This window comes from Segatella sp. (assembly GCF_977051555.1).
The window spans coordinates 37,584-55,718 of sequence record NZ_CDRSSE010000003.1; the positions used below are offsets into that span (position 1 = coordinate 37,584).

The 18,135-nt window shown below is 46.4% G+C and carries 7 protein-coding genes; all 7 read right to left on the reverse strand.

From position 1 onward, the window contains the following. Positions 1-52 precede the first annotated feature (52 nt). The 7 genes from ACWJAO_RS01220 to ACWJAO_RS01250 all read right to left on the reverse strand — a co-directional run bounded on the left by ACWJAO_RS01220 (position 53) and on the right by ACWJAO_RS01250 (position 18,006). The gene (locus ACWJAO_RS01220) at positions 53-3,328 is read right to left on the reverse strand and encodes a glycoside hydrolase family 2 TIM barrel-domain containing protein (RefSeq protein WP_449138972.1); all 3,276 of its coding nucleotides are present in this window, start codon (positions 3,326-3,328) and stop codon (positions 53-55) included. A gap of 550 nt (positions 3,329-3,878) precedes the next feature. Beyond that, the gene (locus tag ACWJAO_RS01225) at positions 3,879-4,385 is read right to left on the reverse strand and encodes a DUF4251 domain-containing protein (RefSeq protein ID WP_449138973.1); all 507 of its coding nucleotides are present in this window, start codon (positions 4,383-4,385) and stop codon (positions 3,879-3,881) included. Positions 4,386-4,635: 250 nt separating this feature from the next. Next, positions 4,636-5,076 (reverse strand): Hsp20/alpha crystallin family protein, encoded by a 441-nt coding sequence (locus tag ACWJAO_RS01230; RefSeq protein ID WP_089544344.1) that lies wholly within the window; start codon positions 5,074-5,076, stop codon positions 4,636-4,638. Between the two features lie 714 nt (positions 5,077-5,790). Next, positions 5,791-9,789, reverse strand: a complete 3,999-nt coding sequence (locus ACWJAO_RS01235; protein WP_449138974.1) for a malectin domain-containing carbohydrate-binding protein — start codon at positions 9,787-9,789, stop codon at positions 5,791-5,793. A gap of 184 nt (positions 9,790-9,973) precedes the next feature. Beyond that, positions 9,974-11,779 carry a RagB/SusD family nutrient uptake outer membrane protein gene (locus ACWJAO_RS01240; RefSeq protein WP_449138975.1) on the reverse strand — a complete coding sequence of 602 codons (1,806 nt, stop codon included), beginning with the start codon at positions 11,777-11,779 and terminating at the stop codon, positions 9,974-9,976. A gap of 13 nt (positions 11,780-11,792) precedes the next feature. After that, on the reverse strand, positions 11,793-14,813 hold the full coding sequence (locus tag ACWJAO_RS01245) for a SusC/RagA family TonB-linked outer membrane protein (RefSeq protein ID WP_449139012.1): 3,021 nt from the start codon (positions 14,811-14,813) through the stop codon (positions 11,793-11,795). Between the two features lie 505 nt (positions 14,814-15,318). Further along, complete coding sequence (locus ACWJAO_RS01250) at positions 15,319-18,006, reverse strand: alpha-d-galacturonidase (RefSeq protein WP_449139013.1); 2,688 nt, start codon at positions 18,004-18,006, stop codon at positions 15,319-15,321. Between the last annotated feature and the right edge of the window lie 129 nt (positions 18,007-18,135).

Genomic DNA, 18,135 nt, shown 5'->3' on the forward strand with positions numbered 1-18,135 from the left:
TCCGACAAGTTATTAATTTACCTCAAAACGGCATCCCCAAATACCTGATGCCTCATAGTATTCTCATCTTGAAATGCAGGGTATAACTGCGAGTTTTGTCAATGGCATATTTCTTCAATACACCAGGTCCGCAACTGCTGTTACCCAAGCCAAGGACAGCACAGTCGAGACTGAGACAGGTGTAGCGGAAGTTTGGATTAGCTGACTGTTTCAGTTCGAAATCGTGACGGGCGGCATAGAGATCTGCCACGCTGTATGGCAAGGCAGAGAAACTCAATGGCGTATTGCCTGCAGCGATAACCTGCAGAGCATTCTTACCATTCTTGTTGGTCAGTTCGATGTACGAACAGTCCTCGTGGTTGCCGTTGTCCTGCGGACGGGGATAGTGGGTAAACTGATCCTCCACGCTGCTCTCATACCAACCTATCGGACAAGACTGCTTGCGGTCAGGATAATTCTCCCAAGGGCCCCTGCCATACCATTTCACCTGGTCGTAAGCCACTCTTGGCAACTTCAGCATCAGGCCCAGACGAGGAAGCTCAGGCAGATTGCCCTCAAAACTATAGGTAGCCTTCACATCGACGAAGCCGTCCTGCTGAGGAGCTACCTCTAAACGGAGACGGATATTGCCACCAGACTTAGCCGATGCCGAAGAACCAGCCTTATCTGATGCCCCATCCTCACCATAATGATATACATACTCCCCATCCTTCAGCGGGATAGCAGAGAGCGTGCTGTCGAGATGAGTCTTCTTCCAATCCTTCGCAATCCAGTTGCCGAAACTCTTGTCGTTGTCGGTTGGCGCACGGAAGAACTGAGGAATCACGGAAATATTGCGTGCCAGCAACTCGGCAGTTGACAAAGTTGCCAAACGGCGGGAAGACTTGTATCGCTTCATGGCATCAGCAGCCAGTTTCCTGCCAGCTTCATACAAGTCATCGCTGAGGGCTATCTGTTCCCTTCCTACCTCTACTCCCTGCTGGGAAATAACTGAGATATTCAATCGGGAATCCGTATTTTTATACGCTTTGAAATCATGCAAGCTGCATAACTTTGCACTATCACCCGGCTGTACTGAAGGCATTTTCAGCACACCCTCCTGACCGACAGCCCCATTTTTCGTCACCTGATATTTGCAGCTGAAGCCCTCCAGCGAGAGATGGGAATGATGATTCTTTACCCAGATTTCATCCCCTTTCTGAGTTATCCACACCGGTGCATAAGTATGCTTTACCTCCTGATACTTAGCCGATACCGAGCGGTCGGAGAAGACCACGCCGTTCAGACAGAAGGCTTTGAGATTAGGTTTGTCACCGAAATCACCGCCATAGAGCACGTGGTTGGTTCCCGGAGCATAGATGCCCTGGTCAACCCAGTCCCAGATAAAGCCGCCAGCCATGCGGGGATGACTGTATATCTCCTCCCAATATTCCTTGAAATTACCCAGCGCATTACCCATACAATGGGCATATTCGCTAGTAAGCACAGGACGATTATCGTTCTTTCTCATCGCAATATCCAGCAGATGCTCCCATCGGGCATTCTCCGCTCTCTCCTTGTCAGATCCTTCGGGAACTCCCGGATTCAGATACTCTGCCTTCACACGGGGATAGAAACGGCTCAAGACATCCACACAGTCCGGGTCAGTCTCATCAAAGTCCTTCTCGCTCAGGCCCTTCGCTGGCTGATAAGGCGTCTGAGCACCTTCATAATGTACCAGTCTCGTCGGGTCGAAGGTATGAAGCCAGCCTGCCATGGCAGCATGATTAGCACCGAAACCGCTCTCGTTGCCCAAGCTCCAGAAGATGATGCTCGGGTGGTTCTTGTCTCTCTCTGCCATTCTCACGGCTCTGTCCAGAAAGGCAGCATTCCAGTCGGGAGTAGAGGTGAGCGTACCACGGAGTCCATGGGTCTCGCAATCTGCCTCGTCCATCACATAGATGCCGGCGCTGTCGCACAGCTCATACCAGCGTGAAACATTCGGATAATGACTGGTTCTGACGGCATTCACGTTCGCCTGCTTCATCAGTCTGATATCGCGCTGCATCATCTCCTCGGTCATCACTCGTGCCAGTTTCGGATCATGCTCATGCCGGTTCACGCCACGCAGCTTGATAGGTTTTCCATTCACCATCAGCTGTCCGTTTTCTACCGAAACCCACCTGAATCCGATGCGCTGCTGTACCTGTTCCACCACACTTCCCTGCTTGTCGAGAAGTGCCAGTTTCAGGGTATATAAATAAGGTGTCTCGGCAGTCCAGGCATGCGGTTTTTCCACTACTCCCTCCATACGTTCGAATTTTCTTCCACCTCTCTGTGGATACCATTCGTTCATCAGGGCTGCCTTATGATTCAGGTCGAGAATCTCGTCGGCAGAAGCCTGCAGAGAAGTCTCCGGTCTGTCAGCTCCCGACAGTTTCAGCATCACGCCCTTACCTTCAGCATCCTCCAGCCACGCCATCACCCGATAGCCTTCTCCCTTCTCGCCTGCTGCCACCGCCAGTTGCGGATTGATCTGCAGGGTGAAATCACAAGGAGAAGATGTAGCGGAAGAGAGCTGCGGCAGGGTGCGAACGGCGAAATCACGGATGCGGACATTCGGTGTGGAATAGAGCCACACATCACGGTGGATGCCGCCGAAGCGCCAGAAGTCCTGATCTTCCAGATAACTGCCGTCGCTATACTTGTAAACCTCCACGGCTATCTCGTTCTTGCCAGCCTTCAGATAAGGAGTCACATTAAATTCGCTTGGCTCCATCGAACCCTGCGAATAACCCACCTTCTCACCGTTCACCCATACATAGAAGGCGCTCATCACGCCCTCGAAGCGCAGGAAGGTCTGACGGTCCTGCCGGAACAGCAGCGAGTTTGCCTTCAGCTGGAAGGTACGTTTATATTGTCCGGTAGGATTGCGTTCCTCGTAGGTGGTCCAGTCCTTCTTAGGTTCAATCTTCACATAAGGAGGATTGATTTTAAAGGGATAACCTGCTGATATATAGATAGGTGTACCATATCCGTTCACCTCCCAGTTGGCTGGTACCGCGAGCGATTTCCAGTCCTTGCAGCTATAGTCAGTACGATAGAAATCCACGATTCTTTCCTCCGGCGTCTTCGTCCATCTGAACTTCCATTCGCCGTTGAGCGACATCTGGCTATCTCCCTTCTTTGCCTGATAAGGCATGAATGCAGCCCGTGCCGGTTCCCGGTTGATGGAAAGCACATGCTGGTCTTCCCAGTCGTGGTGCTCTGCAGCGGCTGAAGCCTGAGGTGCAAGGATTGGCAAAACCATCCCAGCCATCATAATCATGATTTTCCGTTTGTTCATCATATTATTTATTTTTTAAACAGTTTACCAGTTTATCGTTTTTGTCCATACAATAAAGACGCCTCACCCCATTTTTTGTAACTGAAAAAGAGTACTTTTTAGATTTACCGTCGCTCGCACGCGCACACGTAAGAATGTTTTTTCACGAAAAAAGTCTCAAAGTCTCATTTTCCCAGGTAAATATCAGTTTATATATTTGATATCTAACTATTTATAAAAATGATACTTTTCAGAAAAAAGCAAGAGAAGTCTCATCGAAGTATCATAAAATAGGGAGAAGTATCATAAAAAACAGGCAAGCATCATACAAAACAAGCGAAACTGCATACAAAACAAGCGAAATATCGAACGAAATGCATCAATTATGCCCACGTACGTGGTTACTCATACCCACGTACATGGGTACGGATGACCACGTACGTTGGTACGAGTGACCAAAACGAGGGGCATCCATGCCCAAAGCCTTGGGCAACCATGCCCTACATAGTTGGGCACAAATACCCAAAGGCTTGGGCAAGTCTGGGCAAAAAGCATATAAAGACAGGCTTCTTTGTTATAATGTTCGCCCTTGAAATACAGTACTCTTGTGAAGAGGTAGTATGACTCCATTGAGGGTGAGCCTACGAGAGTTGAAGTTAGGCAGAATCTCCACACTGGCTTCATGGCTTCCCTTATACATGGTAATCCAGATTTGGGCAGAAATACCAATACCGATAACACTCATACTTACTTGTGTAGTCCCTTTCTTGTCCGTTTGAATCTTGTATCCACTTATGTTTCCCTGAACCGTAACTCCACCAATGCCATTAGGTCCGGAGAAGGGAACATTGAAGGCAACCTGCACAACAGCATCATCCTTATTGACGGAGACGAAATTGGTGTTGGAATTAACATAGGCAATCTGCCCATACGGGAAAACTACCTTGTCAGCTTCAAAGGTAAAGGTAGTATCCTTAATTGCATCCAATGCTTCATCCCAATACACACTATCTATCCGGTTTTGCAAGTCACGCTGATCTTTCCAGAGGGCTTTCTGACGTGACTTAAGATCATTGACCAACTGCTCGTTGGCCTTGTTTTTTCCCCATTGATACATATCATCTGACTGGCTTGACTGCGCACAGGCAAAGGCTGACATCAGACAGAAAACAAGTGAAATAAATATTCTTATCATCCTAGATCCTTTCCTATATTAAATTCATAAATTCAAAAAAGGGCCGGCCCCTATTATCAGGACTAGCCCCTCAGTTTTAATTATTTTCCCGATGTAATCAATGTCATCTTGAAAGCTGATAGCACTTAAAAAAATATTACTTAACCTCAATGTGCTTAACATCATCTTTCTTCTCCTCCTTGGCAGTCTTAGGAATCTCAATCTTCAAGACACCATCACTGACCTCAGCGGAAATCTTCTCCTGATCAGCATCCTCTGGCAAAGCGTAGCTCTGAGAGTAGCTGCTGTAAGAGAACTCACGACGTAAGTAATGCTCTTCCTTCTTCTCCTCCTTCTTCTCATCCTTGTTCTCGATGGATACATTCAGATAGCCATCCTTGTCGATGTTCATCTTGACCATATCTTTCTTCAAACCAGGAGCTGCAACCTCCATTGTATAAGCTGTAGCACTTTCCTTGACGTTGACTGCAGGAGCTGTTGCGTTCATGTGTGGCATCAAGCTTGTATCAAAGAAGTTGTCATTAAACCAACTGTTCAACCAATTTGAAACACTGTTATTTCTACGAGCTAACAACATAATGTAAAACCTCCAAATTCTATTTTTCTCATCCTCTCTTCGCCTTCCGGCTCTGTCGGGATTTCTCATTTTTTTTATTTATCCTTCTTAATAATGATTGCTTCGGCTTTCGAGGCTCAAGGATTTCAAGAAACCCTCAAATGTCATTACTTAGGGTTCTTATCGTTCCCCTTGCCCTTCCGGCTTCGGCTTTCACTCTATGTAGAAGCAAGTTACGTGCCAACCCGTTTTGTATATTGGGAGTGAACAGTTTTTGCCAATCTTGGCAAAAAACTCTGTAAGATTGGCATTAAGGGATAATTAATTTAAACTTTGCTGCCAAAACACAGTAGACACTTTTTTACTTTATAAACTAGAAAAGTAGACACTATCAATTTTATAAGACTGAGATAGTTGACGCTACTACTGATACTAAAAACTGAAATAGTTGACGCTTCTTTCTAGTCTTTTACAATAACCCATTGCCGATTTCATGATACTTCTCCCTATTTTATGATACTTCTATGATACTTTTTTGTAAAGATATTAGGAAGTCTCATTTTCACATATCGCTACATATCAACGCCTTACAAAGATATCTCCACCAAATAATGAGACTTTGAGACTTTTATCTCAAAAAAACTTTTACGTAAGGAAAAACAAAACTGCGCCATCTGCGTCTTCTGCGTGAGATTCTTAAGTCACGCAGATTTCGCAAATGGCGCAGATTTCCTTTTATTGCACTTCCAGATAATCAAACGAAACGTTCGGAAGACCGGAGAGGATTATCTGATAGGTACCGGCATTGATCTGAGAATCGGTAGTGGTACCGATGGTCTTGAACTTGTTCGGCGTTTCAGGGAAGGTCATGTCTCTATCCAGCAGGACGATGCCCTTGCTGTCCACAATCTTCAACCTGCCAACCTGCTGCTCACCGGTGGTGTTCTTATAGCGGAAACGCAACATGTATTCGCGGGCCACACCGGGATTGATGGTCCAGGTTGAGGACTTGCTCTTATAGCGCACAGCCGGGAACACTTCGTTGTCCTGAGGCAACAGTTCCTTCGGATATTTCTCTACCACATCCTTATCCAGGTCAGCCCAGTAAGTCTTGCTCATTCCGCTCGCAGGCTTGCTGCCCTTGAAGGCGGTATCCCACTTCTCAGCATCTCCTATCTCTCCCTTGGCAGCAATGGCGATGGCAGAGATGATAGCCTCTCCCACCTTAACTTCCGGGAAAGAAATGGTCAGCAGACCGCCCTTTACCTTGATATCTACCACCTTCTTGCAGGCTCCCGCAAAGCCAGCCTCAGCCCAAAGGTCGAGGTCATCTACTACCACGGAATCGTTGATGGCTACATCAAAGATGCGCTCGCCTTCACAATCGATGCCGGCGCCCTCATGCTTGCCCAGCCAAGGCTCGGCAAAATAGAGTTCTACGCGATATTCTCCATCCGGAACAGCAAACTGATAGTTCAGCGCATGACGGCCCCAACGGAAATACTGGAAGAGCTGTGCATCATAAGCCGCAGTATGCTGAGAGACTCCAGAAGAAGCAGACGATGATTTCAGACCATGAATGCGGGAGGTGATACGTCCCTGACTTGCCGTAAACGGATTCATGCCGAAACGCCCTGCCCAGGAATGAGAATAGACGCTATCATCCTGCTCCCATTCGCTGCCATAGCTGTCAGTAACGGCATCACCACCACAGTTCACTCTATACAGATAGGTATAACCATCGGCTGGTTTCAGAAGATCTCGGTTGCGGTCGGCAGCTGTAGGCGTAAGCGTATCAGGCTGCACCTTAGCATAATGGTTGCGATACCAGTAGAAGCCTTCGGTAGGCTGTTCCCAAGGCGTGAGAAGTCCCTTGTAATTGAACGGTCCCACCTTATCGATGCGGCGGTAAGCCTCATCCGGCTGCACTCTGCCCGGATTCTCATGCGATACGAAGAGCCACTGGAAATGACCGCAGACGCTGTCCTTGGCACTCTCTGCCAGCATCGCCTTCTTGCTGAGAAGAGATACAAAGGCATCTTCGGTATAGGCTTTTGACAGAGCCTTCGCATCACCGGCATGCAGATTCTCTGCATCGGAACTGCGGAAACCGAGCGTGCGCCAGGCACCATATTCACCATTCAGCAACTGGTTAGGCTGCTTCAATTCCTGATCATATTTATCGGCTGTTCCGCCGTAGGTTCCGCTCCAGTTCTGAATCACATTCCAGTCGCTTCCCTCTCCTCCATTACAGGTGGTGATGGCGCGCATGGTCTGAGCGGTAGGGTCCATCTCGCGGATGATGGCAGCACACTCCTCGGTGAAATCCTTCGGCATCACACACTCGTTCTGAATGCCCCAGAGTATGACGCTAGGCGAATTGCGGCGCTCCTTGATCCAGCGGCGCAGCAGACGCTTGAAGTTCTTGCGGAAGGCGGATGTATCATACCAGACATGTGCCGAGAACTGACTCCAGAACAGCATGCCCTGCTCATCCAGCAACTGCTGGTAATAGAGATTATGTGGCTGATGAGCCTCACGGAAGGCATTGAAACCAGCCTGACGCATCATCTTGACACGGGAGGCAATCTGCTCGTGAGAGAAGGCATGACTCTGACCGAAGAGATGCTCGTAATCGCAGGTTCCGTTGATGAAAACCGGACTGCCGTTGAGATAGAATCTGCCGTCTTTCTTATCCATCTGGGCTGAATCGCCACGGAGCGCAGCCTGTTTCTGTCGGAGTACCGGCCAGGAGATGGAGCGGATGCCGAAAGGTGTAGCCACATCATCGATGGTCTTGCCCTCTCGCTTGATGATGCTGGAAAGGGTATAGAGATAAGGATCCGTGATGCTCCACAGATGGGCATCGCTGACCTTTGCCTGATGACGGACCACCTGGGTCTCGCCTGCCTTCAGGGTTATCTTTCCTGTCTGTCGGAAAGCGGTCTTGCCGCTGCTCAGCGCCAATTTGCTGATAACCTCGATGGTCTGCTCATGGTCGGAATAGTTCTTCACCTCGGTATCCACGAAGACGCTGTCGCATGCTTCGTTGTTCCAGACGTGTACTCCGAAAGGCTCCACCCTCACCTCATCGGTTTCGATGAGCGATACCGGACGGAAGATGCCGAAAGGCTGACTGCCCTCCGAGAATCCCCACTCTGACGAACAGCCACCGCAAGGCCAAGGGTTATTGGTCTGCATGGCAGGATGTTCTACCTTGATATTCAATGTGTTATCGCCATCACGGAGTGCATCCGAGATATCGAGCGTAAAGCAGGTTCTGCCTACCAATTCCTTCGGATAGCTCTTGCGGTTCACCTTGACCGCAGCAAAGGTTCCCACTCCTTCCAACTGCAGGAAGTAGCGTTTTCCGGTCTGTTTATGAACGGAGAAATGCTTCTCGTAAGTGGCGGTACCATGCAAGTTGCCGTGCTTCAGCTGACGGTAGCCATAATAATCGTCCAGATTGTTGGGCACATTCACCCGGAAGGTTCCCATCTTCTTCGTGATACTATCTTCCGAAGTCTTGCCGAAGGTTACCTGCCAGTCCTGATTCAGACTCACAATCTGTCGTTTTCCCTTCTTTTCAGGTGTCGGGAAAGAAACCTGCGAACGTCCCATCGGCACGCTGGTAGCCACAGCGATGCCTCGCTGTCCGGCATGGTTCACGGCACAATAGAAATGGTAAACCACACCCTGATGCTTCAGCACATAACTCTTATGGGCGAACATATCATCATAAGGTTTGGAAGGATAAACCAGGTCGGCTCCCTCCCAGTCCTGCCAGTTCACCAGGTCCCGGCTTACGGCAAAGGTATTGTAGGCATTATATTTTCTCTCCGGATTATAGGCAGAGAAATAGAACATGACATAATAATGCGGGAACTTCACGATCTGTGCATCTCCCGTAATGATGCCCGGAGCCTCATGAAAGAACACCGGATTACCTGTTTTTCGCTTGGCTGTGCGGAGAGGCAGACGGCGCCAGGAAGTCATGTTGCTGGAGAGGGCGATACCGATGCGTTCTGCCTTCAGCTGGTTGGCAGGGTTGATGCCACCGGCATTATAGAACATGACGAAAGGTTTGCCCAGCGTCTTGTTCTTATCCCAGTAGACGGTGCTTTTGTAATGGGTGAGTTTCTCCCACCACTGTGCACTCTTGTCGTTGATAGAGAGAACAGGCGAAGAGGATGTTTCCCAAGGATGTGCCTGGGTGATATCGCCTTTGGTAGAAGCCATACCCATATTGAGCGGCTTGCGGATGGCCTCATAGCCCGTACCTTCTCCACCGAAATAGCTCATCCAGTGGCGACCTTTGTATTTTGCCATCTCATAAGATCCGTTCCAGGTCCAGTCTATCAGCGCCGGGTATCCAGCACGCTGGTTCATATCCCATCCCTTGTCGGCATAGCAGAGCAGTCTGCCGAGGGTTTTCCATTGCAGCAGGTCGTCGCTGGTAGCGAGCCATGTTTCATACCCTCTGCCATCCGTTCCCTCCTTGCCGTTGTATACCACATAGGTCATATACCACTTGTTTCCTTCGCGATACACCATCGGACAGTCTATCTGGTGGTAGTTGTCCTCAGGTGCAACCACCATACCATATTTATAAGGTGTCTTTACCTCGTCGTATATCTTCTGCATCACGTTCTGGCTGATTTTCTGTGCAAAAGCTGTGATGCCGCCAAAGATAAGAAGAGATAAGAGTACCAGTCTCTTTCTTTCGATCTTCATATTTTTATTTTAGTACAAATTAATTTTAAATCTTACAAATACAAAGACGTTTGGAGATAGTTTTTGTAACTAATTACATAAAGTTTATGTGTTTTAGAATTATTAACCATAAAAAGTAGGAGATAAACACCTATTATTAGCATTCACCTCCTACTCGAGTATATATTAGTTAAATCTAAAAAAATTAATAACCAGGGTTCTGGTATTCAGCGCCATTATTAATACCATTTGTAAAGGTTGTTGAAATTGGACGAAGAGCATACTCTGGTTTGAAATACCTAGCCAAGTCTGGATGTGTAGCCTGTAGATATGAATTGTCCTTGAACATACCTGTGCGCTTCAAATCATAGAAGCGGCAGTATTCACCACATAACTCACGACCACGTTCATCCAATACTGTACGAACAGAAGCTGAACCAGTGAGAGGGGTAGCCCCTGCACGTTGGCGAACCTTATTAATATAGCCCATAGCGTTAGCCCCGCCATTTAGATAGATATCAGCCTCTGCTGCAATGAGGTAAATCTCAGCCATGCGTATGATGAATGTAGCATTCAAATTTCCATTACGTTTTTTGCTGGCATTAGCAACATAATAGTTGCTGCTATTATGCTTGTTAAGAGATGGATAGAAGTAGCGGAACATGTTTTCACCTGCTCCACGCTCGGTTATCACATTCTTATTTGCATCATCATATACATCCTTATAATCTACTATTAAGTAGTTGGCTGTAGCTTTCTTACTTACTTCCGCTGCATAATCTGCATCCTGAGGCATCACGATTTTGATGGCCAAGTCGCCTGTATTGAGCTTCTTGCCAACAATGGCATCTTCCTTACCAAAGTTGTTCTTTGAACTTTCGTCCCACTCATAATTCCGATTTGCGTTCCACTGAGTAGTGAAAGACTTGTGGAAACGTGGGTCTAGTGTTCCATCCTGCTGTACATATAGATTGAGCAAATACTGAGTTGGCATGAAGATACCTGCCTGACTGCCTTCCCATGTTAGACGACTAGTCTGATTGTCTTCACGAGCACCAAACTTATTGATATTACAGAGGAACTTCTCATCGTTACGATTCAATTTGAAGTTACCATTACTAGAACCATGTCCATCGCTGCCAGCATACCAGCGATGCTTCCATAGAGCCTCCTTATTTTCTTTATTATTTTCCTCAGCAAAAACCTCCTCATACGTAGGATACATGTAAGCACCATATGTAGAGCCACCCGACTCACAGTCAGTTATCAGCTTTTTAGCTGCATCAAGCGCCTCAGGTATATACTCATCCGTAGCATACTCTTTGGTCTGCAGACAAACTTTTGCCAACATTCCAAGTGCAGCTTTTTTGGTAGGCTGTGTAGTAGTTGCGTCATTGCCTTTATCCAGCCATTCCACAGCAAACTCCAAGTCAGGAATGATAATTTCCTTATAAATCGTTAGAGGTTCTGTACGGGTAGGAGCAAAATTCATAGAGCTAGCCGGTTCTGTAATCATGGTAACCCCACCAAACTGCTCTACAGCATTGAAATAATAGATAGCACGCAAGAATCTAGCTTCTGCAACTTTGACATTTCTTTCAGCCTCAGTTTTAAAAGGGGCTTTATTTGCCAAACTGATAGCCATATTGCAACTGCCAATACCATCATAGAGAGAATTCCAGATACCATTTGTATAGGTGGTGTTAGGTGCTGCACCTGCGAAGAACCAAAAATACTGAGTATAGGAAGTATTCTGATTTCCTTGGTAAGTCCAGAGATCTGTATCACCTTCTGTCAATTCCATGAAACCATCCGTACCATACAAGAAACGTTCCATACCAAAATAGCACTGATTAAGCAAAGACTGGTATGACTCAACCGAGTTCGCTGCCATGTTCTCCATGGTAAAACCACCAGGGTTTTCTTCTTCCAAAGAGCACGAAGCTAAAGACATCGCACCAGCAGCGAGGGCTGCAGAGAACAATATATTCTTAAAATTCATCTTTTTCATTTTTCTTAATTGTTTAGAATGTGATATTTATACCAAAAACAAACTGCTTGTAAGTTGGGAAAGTATCCGAGCCACCCATTTCAGGATCTGTACCTTTCAACTTACTGTCCATAGCAAAAATCCAAGGATTATAGGCAGTAAAATAGAAACGGCACTTCTCCATAAGTGCATGCTTAGAGATGCTCTTTGGAAGCGTATAACCCAATGTGATGTTCTTTATCTTGATGAAAGAACCATCATATACATTGATGGCTGTATTGCCAATCGTTTGGTCATCACCACTACCAGGGCGTGGATAATAAGCACCTTGGTTTTCTTCTGTCCAATAGTCTATACCTGAAATTTGATTTGTACCAATTCCAGACTTTGCTGTATATGAACCGAGCATTTTGCTATAGATAGTCTGACCGAAGCGTCCCATTGCATAGATAGTCAAGTCGAAGTCCTTATAGACGAAAGTATTGTTAAGACCAATAATCCAGTTAGGATTCTCATGTCCCAATACCTGACGGTCATCCTGGCTGTACTTATGCACACCTCCGTCACCATTGCCATTTTCGTCAAATTTCTCAATCGTCTCAACCTTTACCCATCCAGGTTTCACGCCATACTTATCAAGTTCTTCCTGTGAAGCATCAGTACCCCAGATACCAGCATACTTGTAATCGTATATAGCATGAATAGGTTTACCCACGAAAAGATTCTCTGAAATCAAGTCACCATTAGGTAAGCTCTCGATCTTTTCCTTGCTCCAAGTTCCTGTCAATGTGGTATTCCATTTGAAGTCCTTGGTAACGATATTACGGCTGTTGATGGTGAACTCCACACCCTTGTTGCTAGTCTTGGCAATATTTTCCCAGCTAGCCAAAGGAGAGCCCCAACCTGTGCTGCCACTTGTTATAGGCATAGTACGCTTGAAGAGCAAACCACGTGTTTTAGTGGTGAAGAAATCCAAACTGCCATCAAGACGTCCTTTGAGTACAGCCATATCTATACCGAAGTTCCAATTATAAGATTTTTCCCATCCCAAAGAAGGACTACCATAGGTACCAGTATATTGAGTGAACGGCACTATGTTGCCATTTATAGTGATGCCGGCAGAAGTGTATTTATAGGCATTTGTTTGTGTTGAATAAGCACCTACGCCACCAGAATTACCTGTAATACCTGCACCCACTCTGAGTTTCAAGTTGTCAAGCCACTTTTCTGAGCTTTTCATGAAACTTTCGTCTGACACGCGCCAAGCTAATGCTCCAGCAGGGAATGAATCCCATTTCTTGCCTGGAGAGAAGAATGACACACCGTCCCAGCGATTTGAGAAAGTGAAGAGGTACTTACCTTTATAGGAATAATTAAATCGCAAGGCGTATGACATTTTTTGGGTGGTTGTCAGTCCTGACTCTACACGTTGGCTATTAGCTGCCAACAAACGCCAATACTTCCATATGTCCAAATCCTGGCCACTACCATCTGCATTGGTATATTCATTAGAATTCTTCTGCCAAGAAGTAACACCTGTAACACCAATGTTATGGTCATTGGCAATGCTGAAGTTGTATGAAAGAATATTCTCCCATGTATAACTATAACTGTCTGAGTTCTGTATCTGTGCGTGTGGCGAACCTGCATATGTAGGTCTGTTGGCATGACACAAATTGCCCCAATAAGTACCTTGGCGGCCATGACCTAACGAACCGTTAAGTTGAGTACGGTAAGACAAACCCTTGAAAGGAGTAATCTCTGCATAACCAATTGCATTGATATAAGTATAACGGTTATTATTGTCATACTGATTCTTGATATAATCGCCCATAGGAGAGTATTGGTTATTGATATACTCAGAGTTATACTCACCAAATTCATCAAAGACATCACCAAGAGGAAAAGCCCTCAATGCTCCTGTGAATGTCTTGTTGTCGCCGCGGTTACGGATGCTATAGTTGAGATTGGTCGACACACCAGCCTTAAACCAGTCAAATACCTTTTGATCGATGTTCAAACGTACAGAATATTTGTTGAGTTTCTCATTAGACAGTAATCCCTGGTCACGGTTATACACCAATGAAGCGTAAACATTTGTCTTGTCAGTTCCACCCTGGATGGAAAGTGAATATTTTTGAGTAGTAGCTTTATTATCCATAGCCTGATCTACCCAGTCTATCCATTTTCCTGCATTATAAGCATCTACATAATCCTGGTTACCACCGAAGAGGTCTGAAACGCTCGCTGGAGCTACGCCATTTTTATATTTATACGCCTCTGTATAATAATTAACCCATTCATCACCAGTCATGCCACTCTTGTACTCAGGAGAACCACTCCAACCATAGTAAGCGTCAAAATTAACCCTTGTCTTAGAACTCTTCGCTCCACGCTTGGTTGTTATAATGATGACACCATTGGCACCTGCTGAACCATAGATAGCGGTAGATGAAGCATCCTTCAATACATCGATGCTCTCTATATCGTTAGGGCTTATGTCATCATAGCTTCCAGGCAGTCCGTCGATAATAAACAAAGGACTGTTATCGCCATAGATAGAACGAGAACCGCGAAGCAAAATATTTACTCCGCCACCAACCTGACCACTGGATTTTGTAATATCAAGACCTGCGATTTTACCTTGCAAAGCCTCCATTACGTTGGAAGTAGGAGCCGCTACAACATCTTCATTCTTAACGGATACTACAGAACCTGTCAAGTCACGTTTTTTCTGTGTACCGTAACCTACAACAACCAACTCCTCAAGACCTATAGCATCAGGCTCCATCTTGATTCCCATATTTTGCTTGGCAGAAATAGTAAGAGTTTTATAACCTGTGTAACTGATTTCCAAGACTGTACCAACAGGTACATTTACAGAAAACTTGCCATCCAGGTCAGTAATGGCACCGACACCACTACCTTTCTTTTTGATGGTTACACCAATCATCGGCTCGCCAAGCTCATCAACAATAGTACCATTGATGGAGTTTGACTGCTGCACTACAGAAAGAGGTGTTTGAATTCCTCCTTGAATTTTACTTGCCATCATAGTTGTTGGAGTCAACAAGATAGTCGAAACCAACATTACCTTAGAGGTAATTCCTGAGATAGCGTCAGGATTTTTCAATTTCTTCATAATTGATTCTTTTAGGTTTGTTTTTATATTTTAATCTAACTTCATAAATAGTCTGTTCCCAATCATCTGTGTCGTGATGTTAGTATACTACAAACAAATAAGATTATCATAAAGACGAAAAGAATCCAAATATTGTAATCACCTTCATTGAGATTTCTATACGTTATATACACATGTTTCTTGCTCTATTGCCCAGTGTTTCAAGATGATCGCATAGCGTGCTAAAGTTGTTTGATCAACTAATGAACACTAACTATTCTCCAGAGTTAATTAACGCCAAGGACAGAATATAACTGCCCAAGGTTATCGTTTGATTTAAATAGAACCCACTTTTTCGAGTGGACTCACCTAATAAAAAAGGATAGAGCATAACACATGATTTGTGCTATACTCTATCCTTCCAATTATATCATTCTATTTAGTAGAACAGCCAATCAATCGCCTTATCGGCACCTGAGAGACCGGCATCACGAGCGGTAATCTTATCGCCCGTAGCACCGAGCACAAGCAGGAAACCCTTTGGCAAAAGCAGGGTATGCTTGCCGGCGGCAAACTCATACTTGTGGATGTTCACCTGTGGCATGCCGTCGATGCGGATGGCACTGGTGAGTTGAGGCTCTGCCTGACCGTAATCGTTGGCAGTGGCATCGGTCTCCAACTTAGGAGCCTTGGCATATTTCATCTGGTCATCACGGAAATAACCTATCAAGAGCTGCACAGGCTTCTTGGTGGTGAAGGTGAGCGAGGTAGACTCGCCACGCTGCTTGCTGCTGTTCATCACATAAGCATTCATACCTGCCAACTCAGGAGCAAAATCGGTCACTACACTATCCAAATCGTTGAAGAGCTTGGCACCCTTGGCTATCTTCACCATCTTGAAATTAGCCTCGCCATTGATATTCTCCATCTGGAAAGCACCCTTCTGTTGGGTTGCATCCTTCAAAGGCTTGATATCCTCTGCCTTCATCTTGTAGGTACCCGCAGCCTGAGCCTTGAGCATGGCGATATTCTTCTTCAGATTCGCCAACTCCTGCTCATATTTTGGTAAGAGTTCGCTCCAATGCTTCATGTTGCCGCCATCACCTCCGATAGGAATGCGGCGCTGGGCGGTCTGCATCGAATTGGCATAGAGATAGGTATCCTTGGTGAAATCTACCAGCTGACGGTAATATTCCAAACTCTTTTCTAGCAGCGGAACGGCAGCATCCAGTTCCTTGATATCCTTGCCCCACTTATAGTTGAGCACATGCTGAGCCGCCTTCACCTTCCAGCCGAAAGCATAGGCAAAGGCACGGTAGCAATGCATATCGTTCTGAAGACGGCGGAACTCATCCTTATTGCCGGTTACACGACTCGCTACGGCATCGATGGCAGCCACAGCCTTGTCGCCATGAGCCTCGGTCTGAGCTACTATATCGAGCGGCAACTCACCCACATGAGGCTGATGCTTCCACTCCTTTTCTACATATTCGATAAGTTTCTCGCCCTCAGGACCGCAACTCTCGTAGAAACCAGGATAGATGGTGTACTTATATGGATTCACCAGCTGACTCATGAACATGCCCAGGAGCAGCGTCTGGCGGTTGCCCTCTGTAATCCCAAAACGGCGGAGAAGCTTAGGCGCAATCTCGCCACTCTCATCGTATGCCTTGCGAATGCTGTCAGCAACAGCGGCATCAGAAGCATAGTAATCGGCAAGCACCTTATCCCAGTAATTACCCTCGGCAGCTACATCGCGACGGCAGTTCCAGGCATATCTTCCCCATGTCTTATACCACATCCAGTCGCGATCCAACTGCTTCTCCCGCTGTCCGCCAGGCAATTTATCTGCCGTATAAGGCCAATCCCAGTAACTAGCCTGCGGATAGAGATGCAGGGCATTGGCGTGATGAACATCGTGCATCGCCGTTACCGCCTTCTGAACGAAAGAAGGAGATGACCAGCGGAATGGTTCGAGATTGGCAAGGATATGTACGTTGCTGATATGGGTAGAACCCAGGGCTGCCAAATCGGTATGAATCTTGGTCCAAGGACCGCGAGGCTGATAAGTGGTCAACGACTCACCATTATACTTATGCATCGTATAGAGGTTCTTGTAGAGCGGCAGCGCTGCCTCCATCACCATCTTGCAGTCGGTATCGTGGGCACGGAGCAGAACTGGCGGTTCGTCGGTTCTGCCCAAAGCCTTCAAGCCGTCCTTGACACCCGGGATGATGGTCTTGGTCATCCATTCCACATCATCCTCGTAGGTATTCATCGCCTCACCGAGACAGACGAGCAAGCCTACATTCGGATATTTCTCGATGAAGGCAGCTACCGACTTGCGGGTATAATCGCTGATGAGCGGAGTGATAGGACGGTGACGGTCCTGCGTCTTCAAGCCATAATGATCGGCAAAAGGCTTGGAGAGGATGATATTGTAGAACATCTGAATGACGAAGATGCCACGGCGGTCAGCCTCCCTGGTCAGGAACGAGAACATCTCTTCGTTTTTCTTGAAGGTAGCCTCATCCACCTCAAGGGCGAAAGGATAATCCTTCAGTTTGACGAGCGAAGCAAAAGGGTGACCGTTCCAGAGATAGAGCGAATTCATCTTGTTATCTACGAGCATATCGAGATACTGAATCCACTGTTCCTTATCATAGAACCAAGGGAAGTTCTCCGGGGTGTAAGGGTATTCGTAAACCTGATGACCCGGCAGATAAACGGTTTTCTGCAAACCTACACAAGCACCACGGAGCACCATTTCAGGCGCATCCTCCTGCTTCAGCGGCACATTGAGAGAGCCATGTTGAGCCACGTATTCAGCGATTTCGTTACAGCCGTAGATGACACCCGAGCCATCATTTCCCTGCAACCGGATCTTCTTTCCCTTGCGGGTCCATGAGAAACCTTCCTTCTTCAGTCCGGCAGTATCCTTGGCTTGCGAGAGCGAAATGCGATATTCGCCCTTCTTGCCGTTCACCACAGTAGGGAAGCCCAGACTGTTGAGCTTCTTCTGCAAGTATTCAGCAGCATACTGTTCCCGATTAGAAGCCGTCTTTTCGGTCAGGATATTCACTTTCTGAGCAAAGGATACAGATGGAATCAGCACGAGGGCTGCCATCACAAAAATCTTTTGTACTTTTATCATTGTCTTAGTCTTTGTTTTATAAATAAAGACGCAGTTTCCTTCTTTTTGTAACCAATGAAAGAACATTCGTTGGAGGCCTTAAAACAATAAAAGGATAGAGTA

Excerpts from the sequence above, each read along its gene's own strand:
- ACWJAO_RS01230 (WP_089544344.1), bottom strand. The coding sequence starts at position 5,076 with ATGTTGTTAGCTCGTAGAAATAACAGTGTTTCAAATTGGTTGAACAGT.
- ACWJAO_RS01250 (WP_449139013.1), bottom strand. The coding sequence starts at position 18,006 with ATGGCAGCCCTCGTGCTGATTCCATCTGTATCCTTTGCTCAGAAAGTG.
- ACWJAO_RS01235 (WP_449138974.1), bottom strand. The coding sequence starts at position 9,789 with ATGAAGATCGAAAGAAAGAGACTGGTACTCTTATCTCTTCTTATCTTT.
- ACWJAO_RS01240 (WP_449138975.1), bottom strand. The coding sequence starts at position 11,779 with ATGAAAAAGATGAATTTTAAGAATATATTGTTCTCTGCAGCCCTCGCT.
- ACWJAO_RS01220 (WP_449138972.1), bottom strand. The coding sequence starts at position 3,328 with ATGATGAACAAACGGAAAATCATGATTATGATGGCTGGGATGGTTTTG.
- ACWJAO_RS01245 (WP_449139012.1), bottom strand. The coding sequence starts at position 14,813 with ATGATGGCAAGTAAAATTCAAGGAGGAATTCAAACACCTCTTTCTGTA.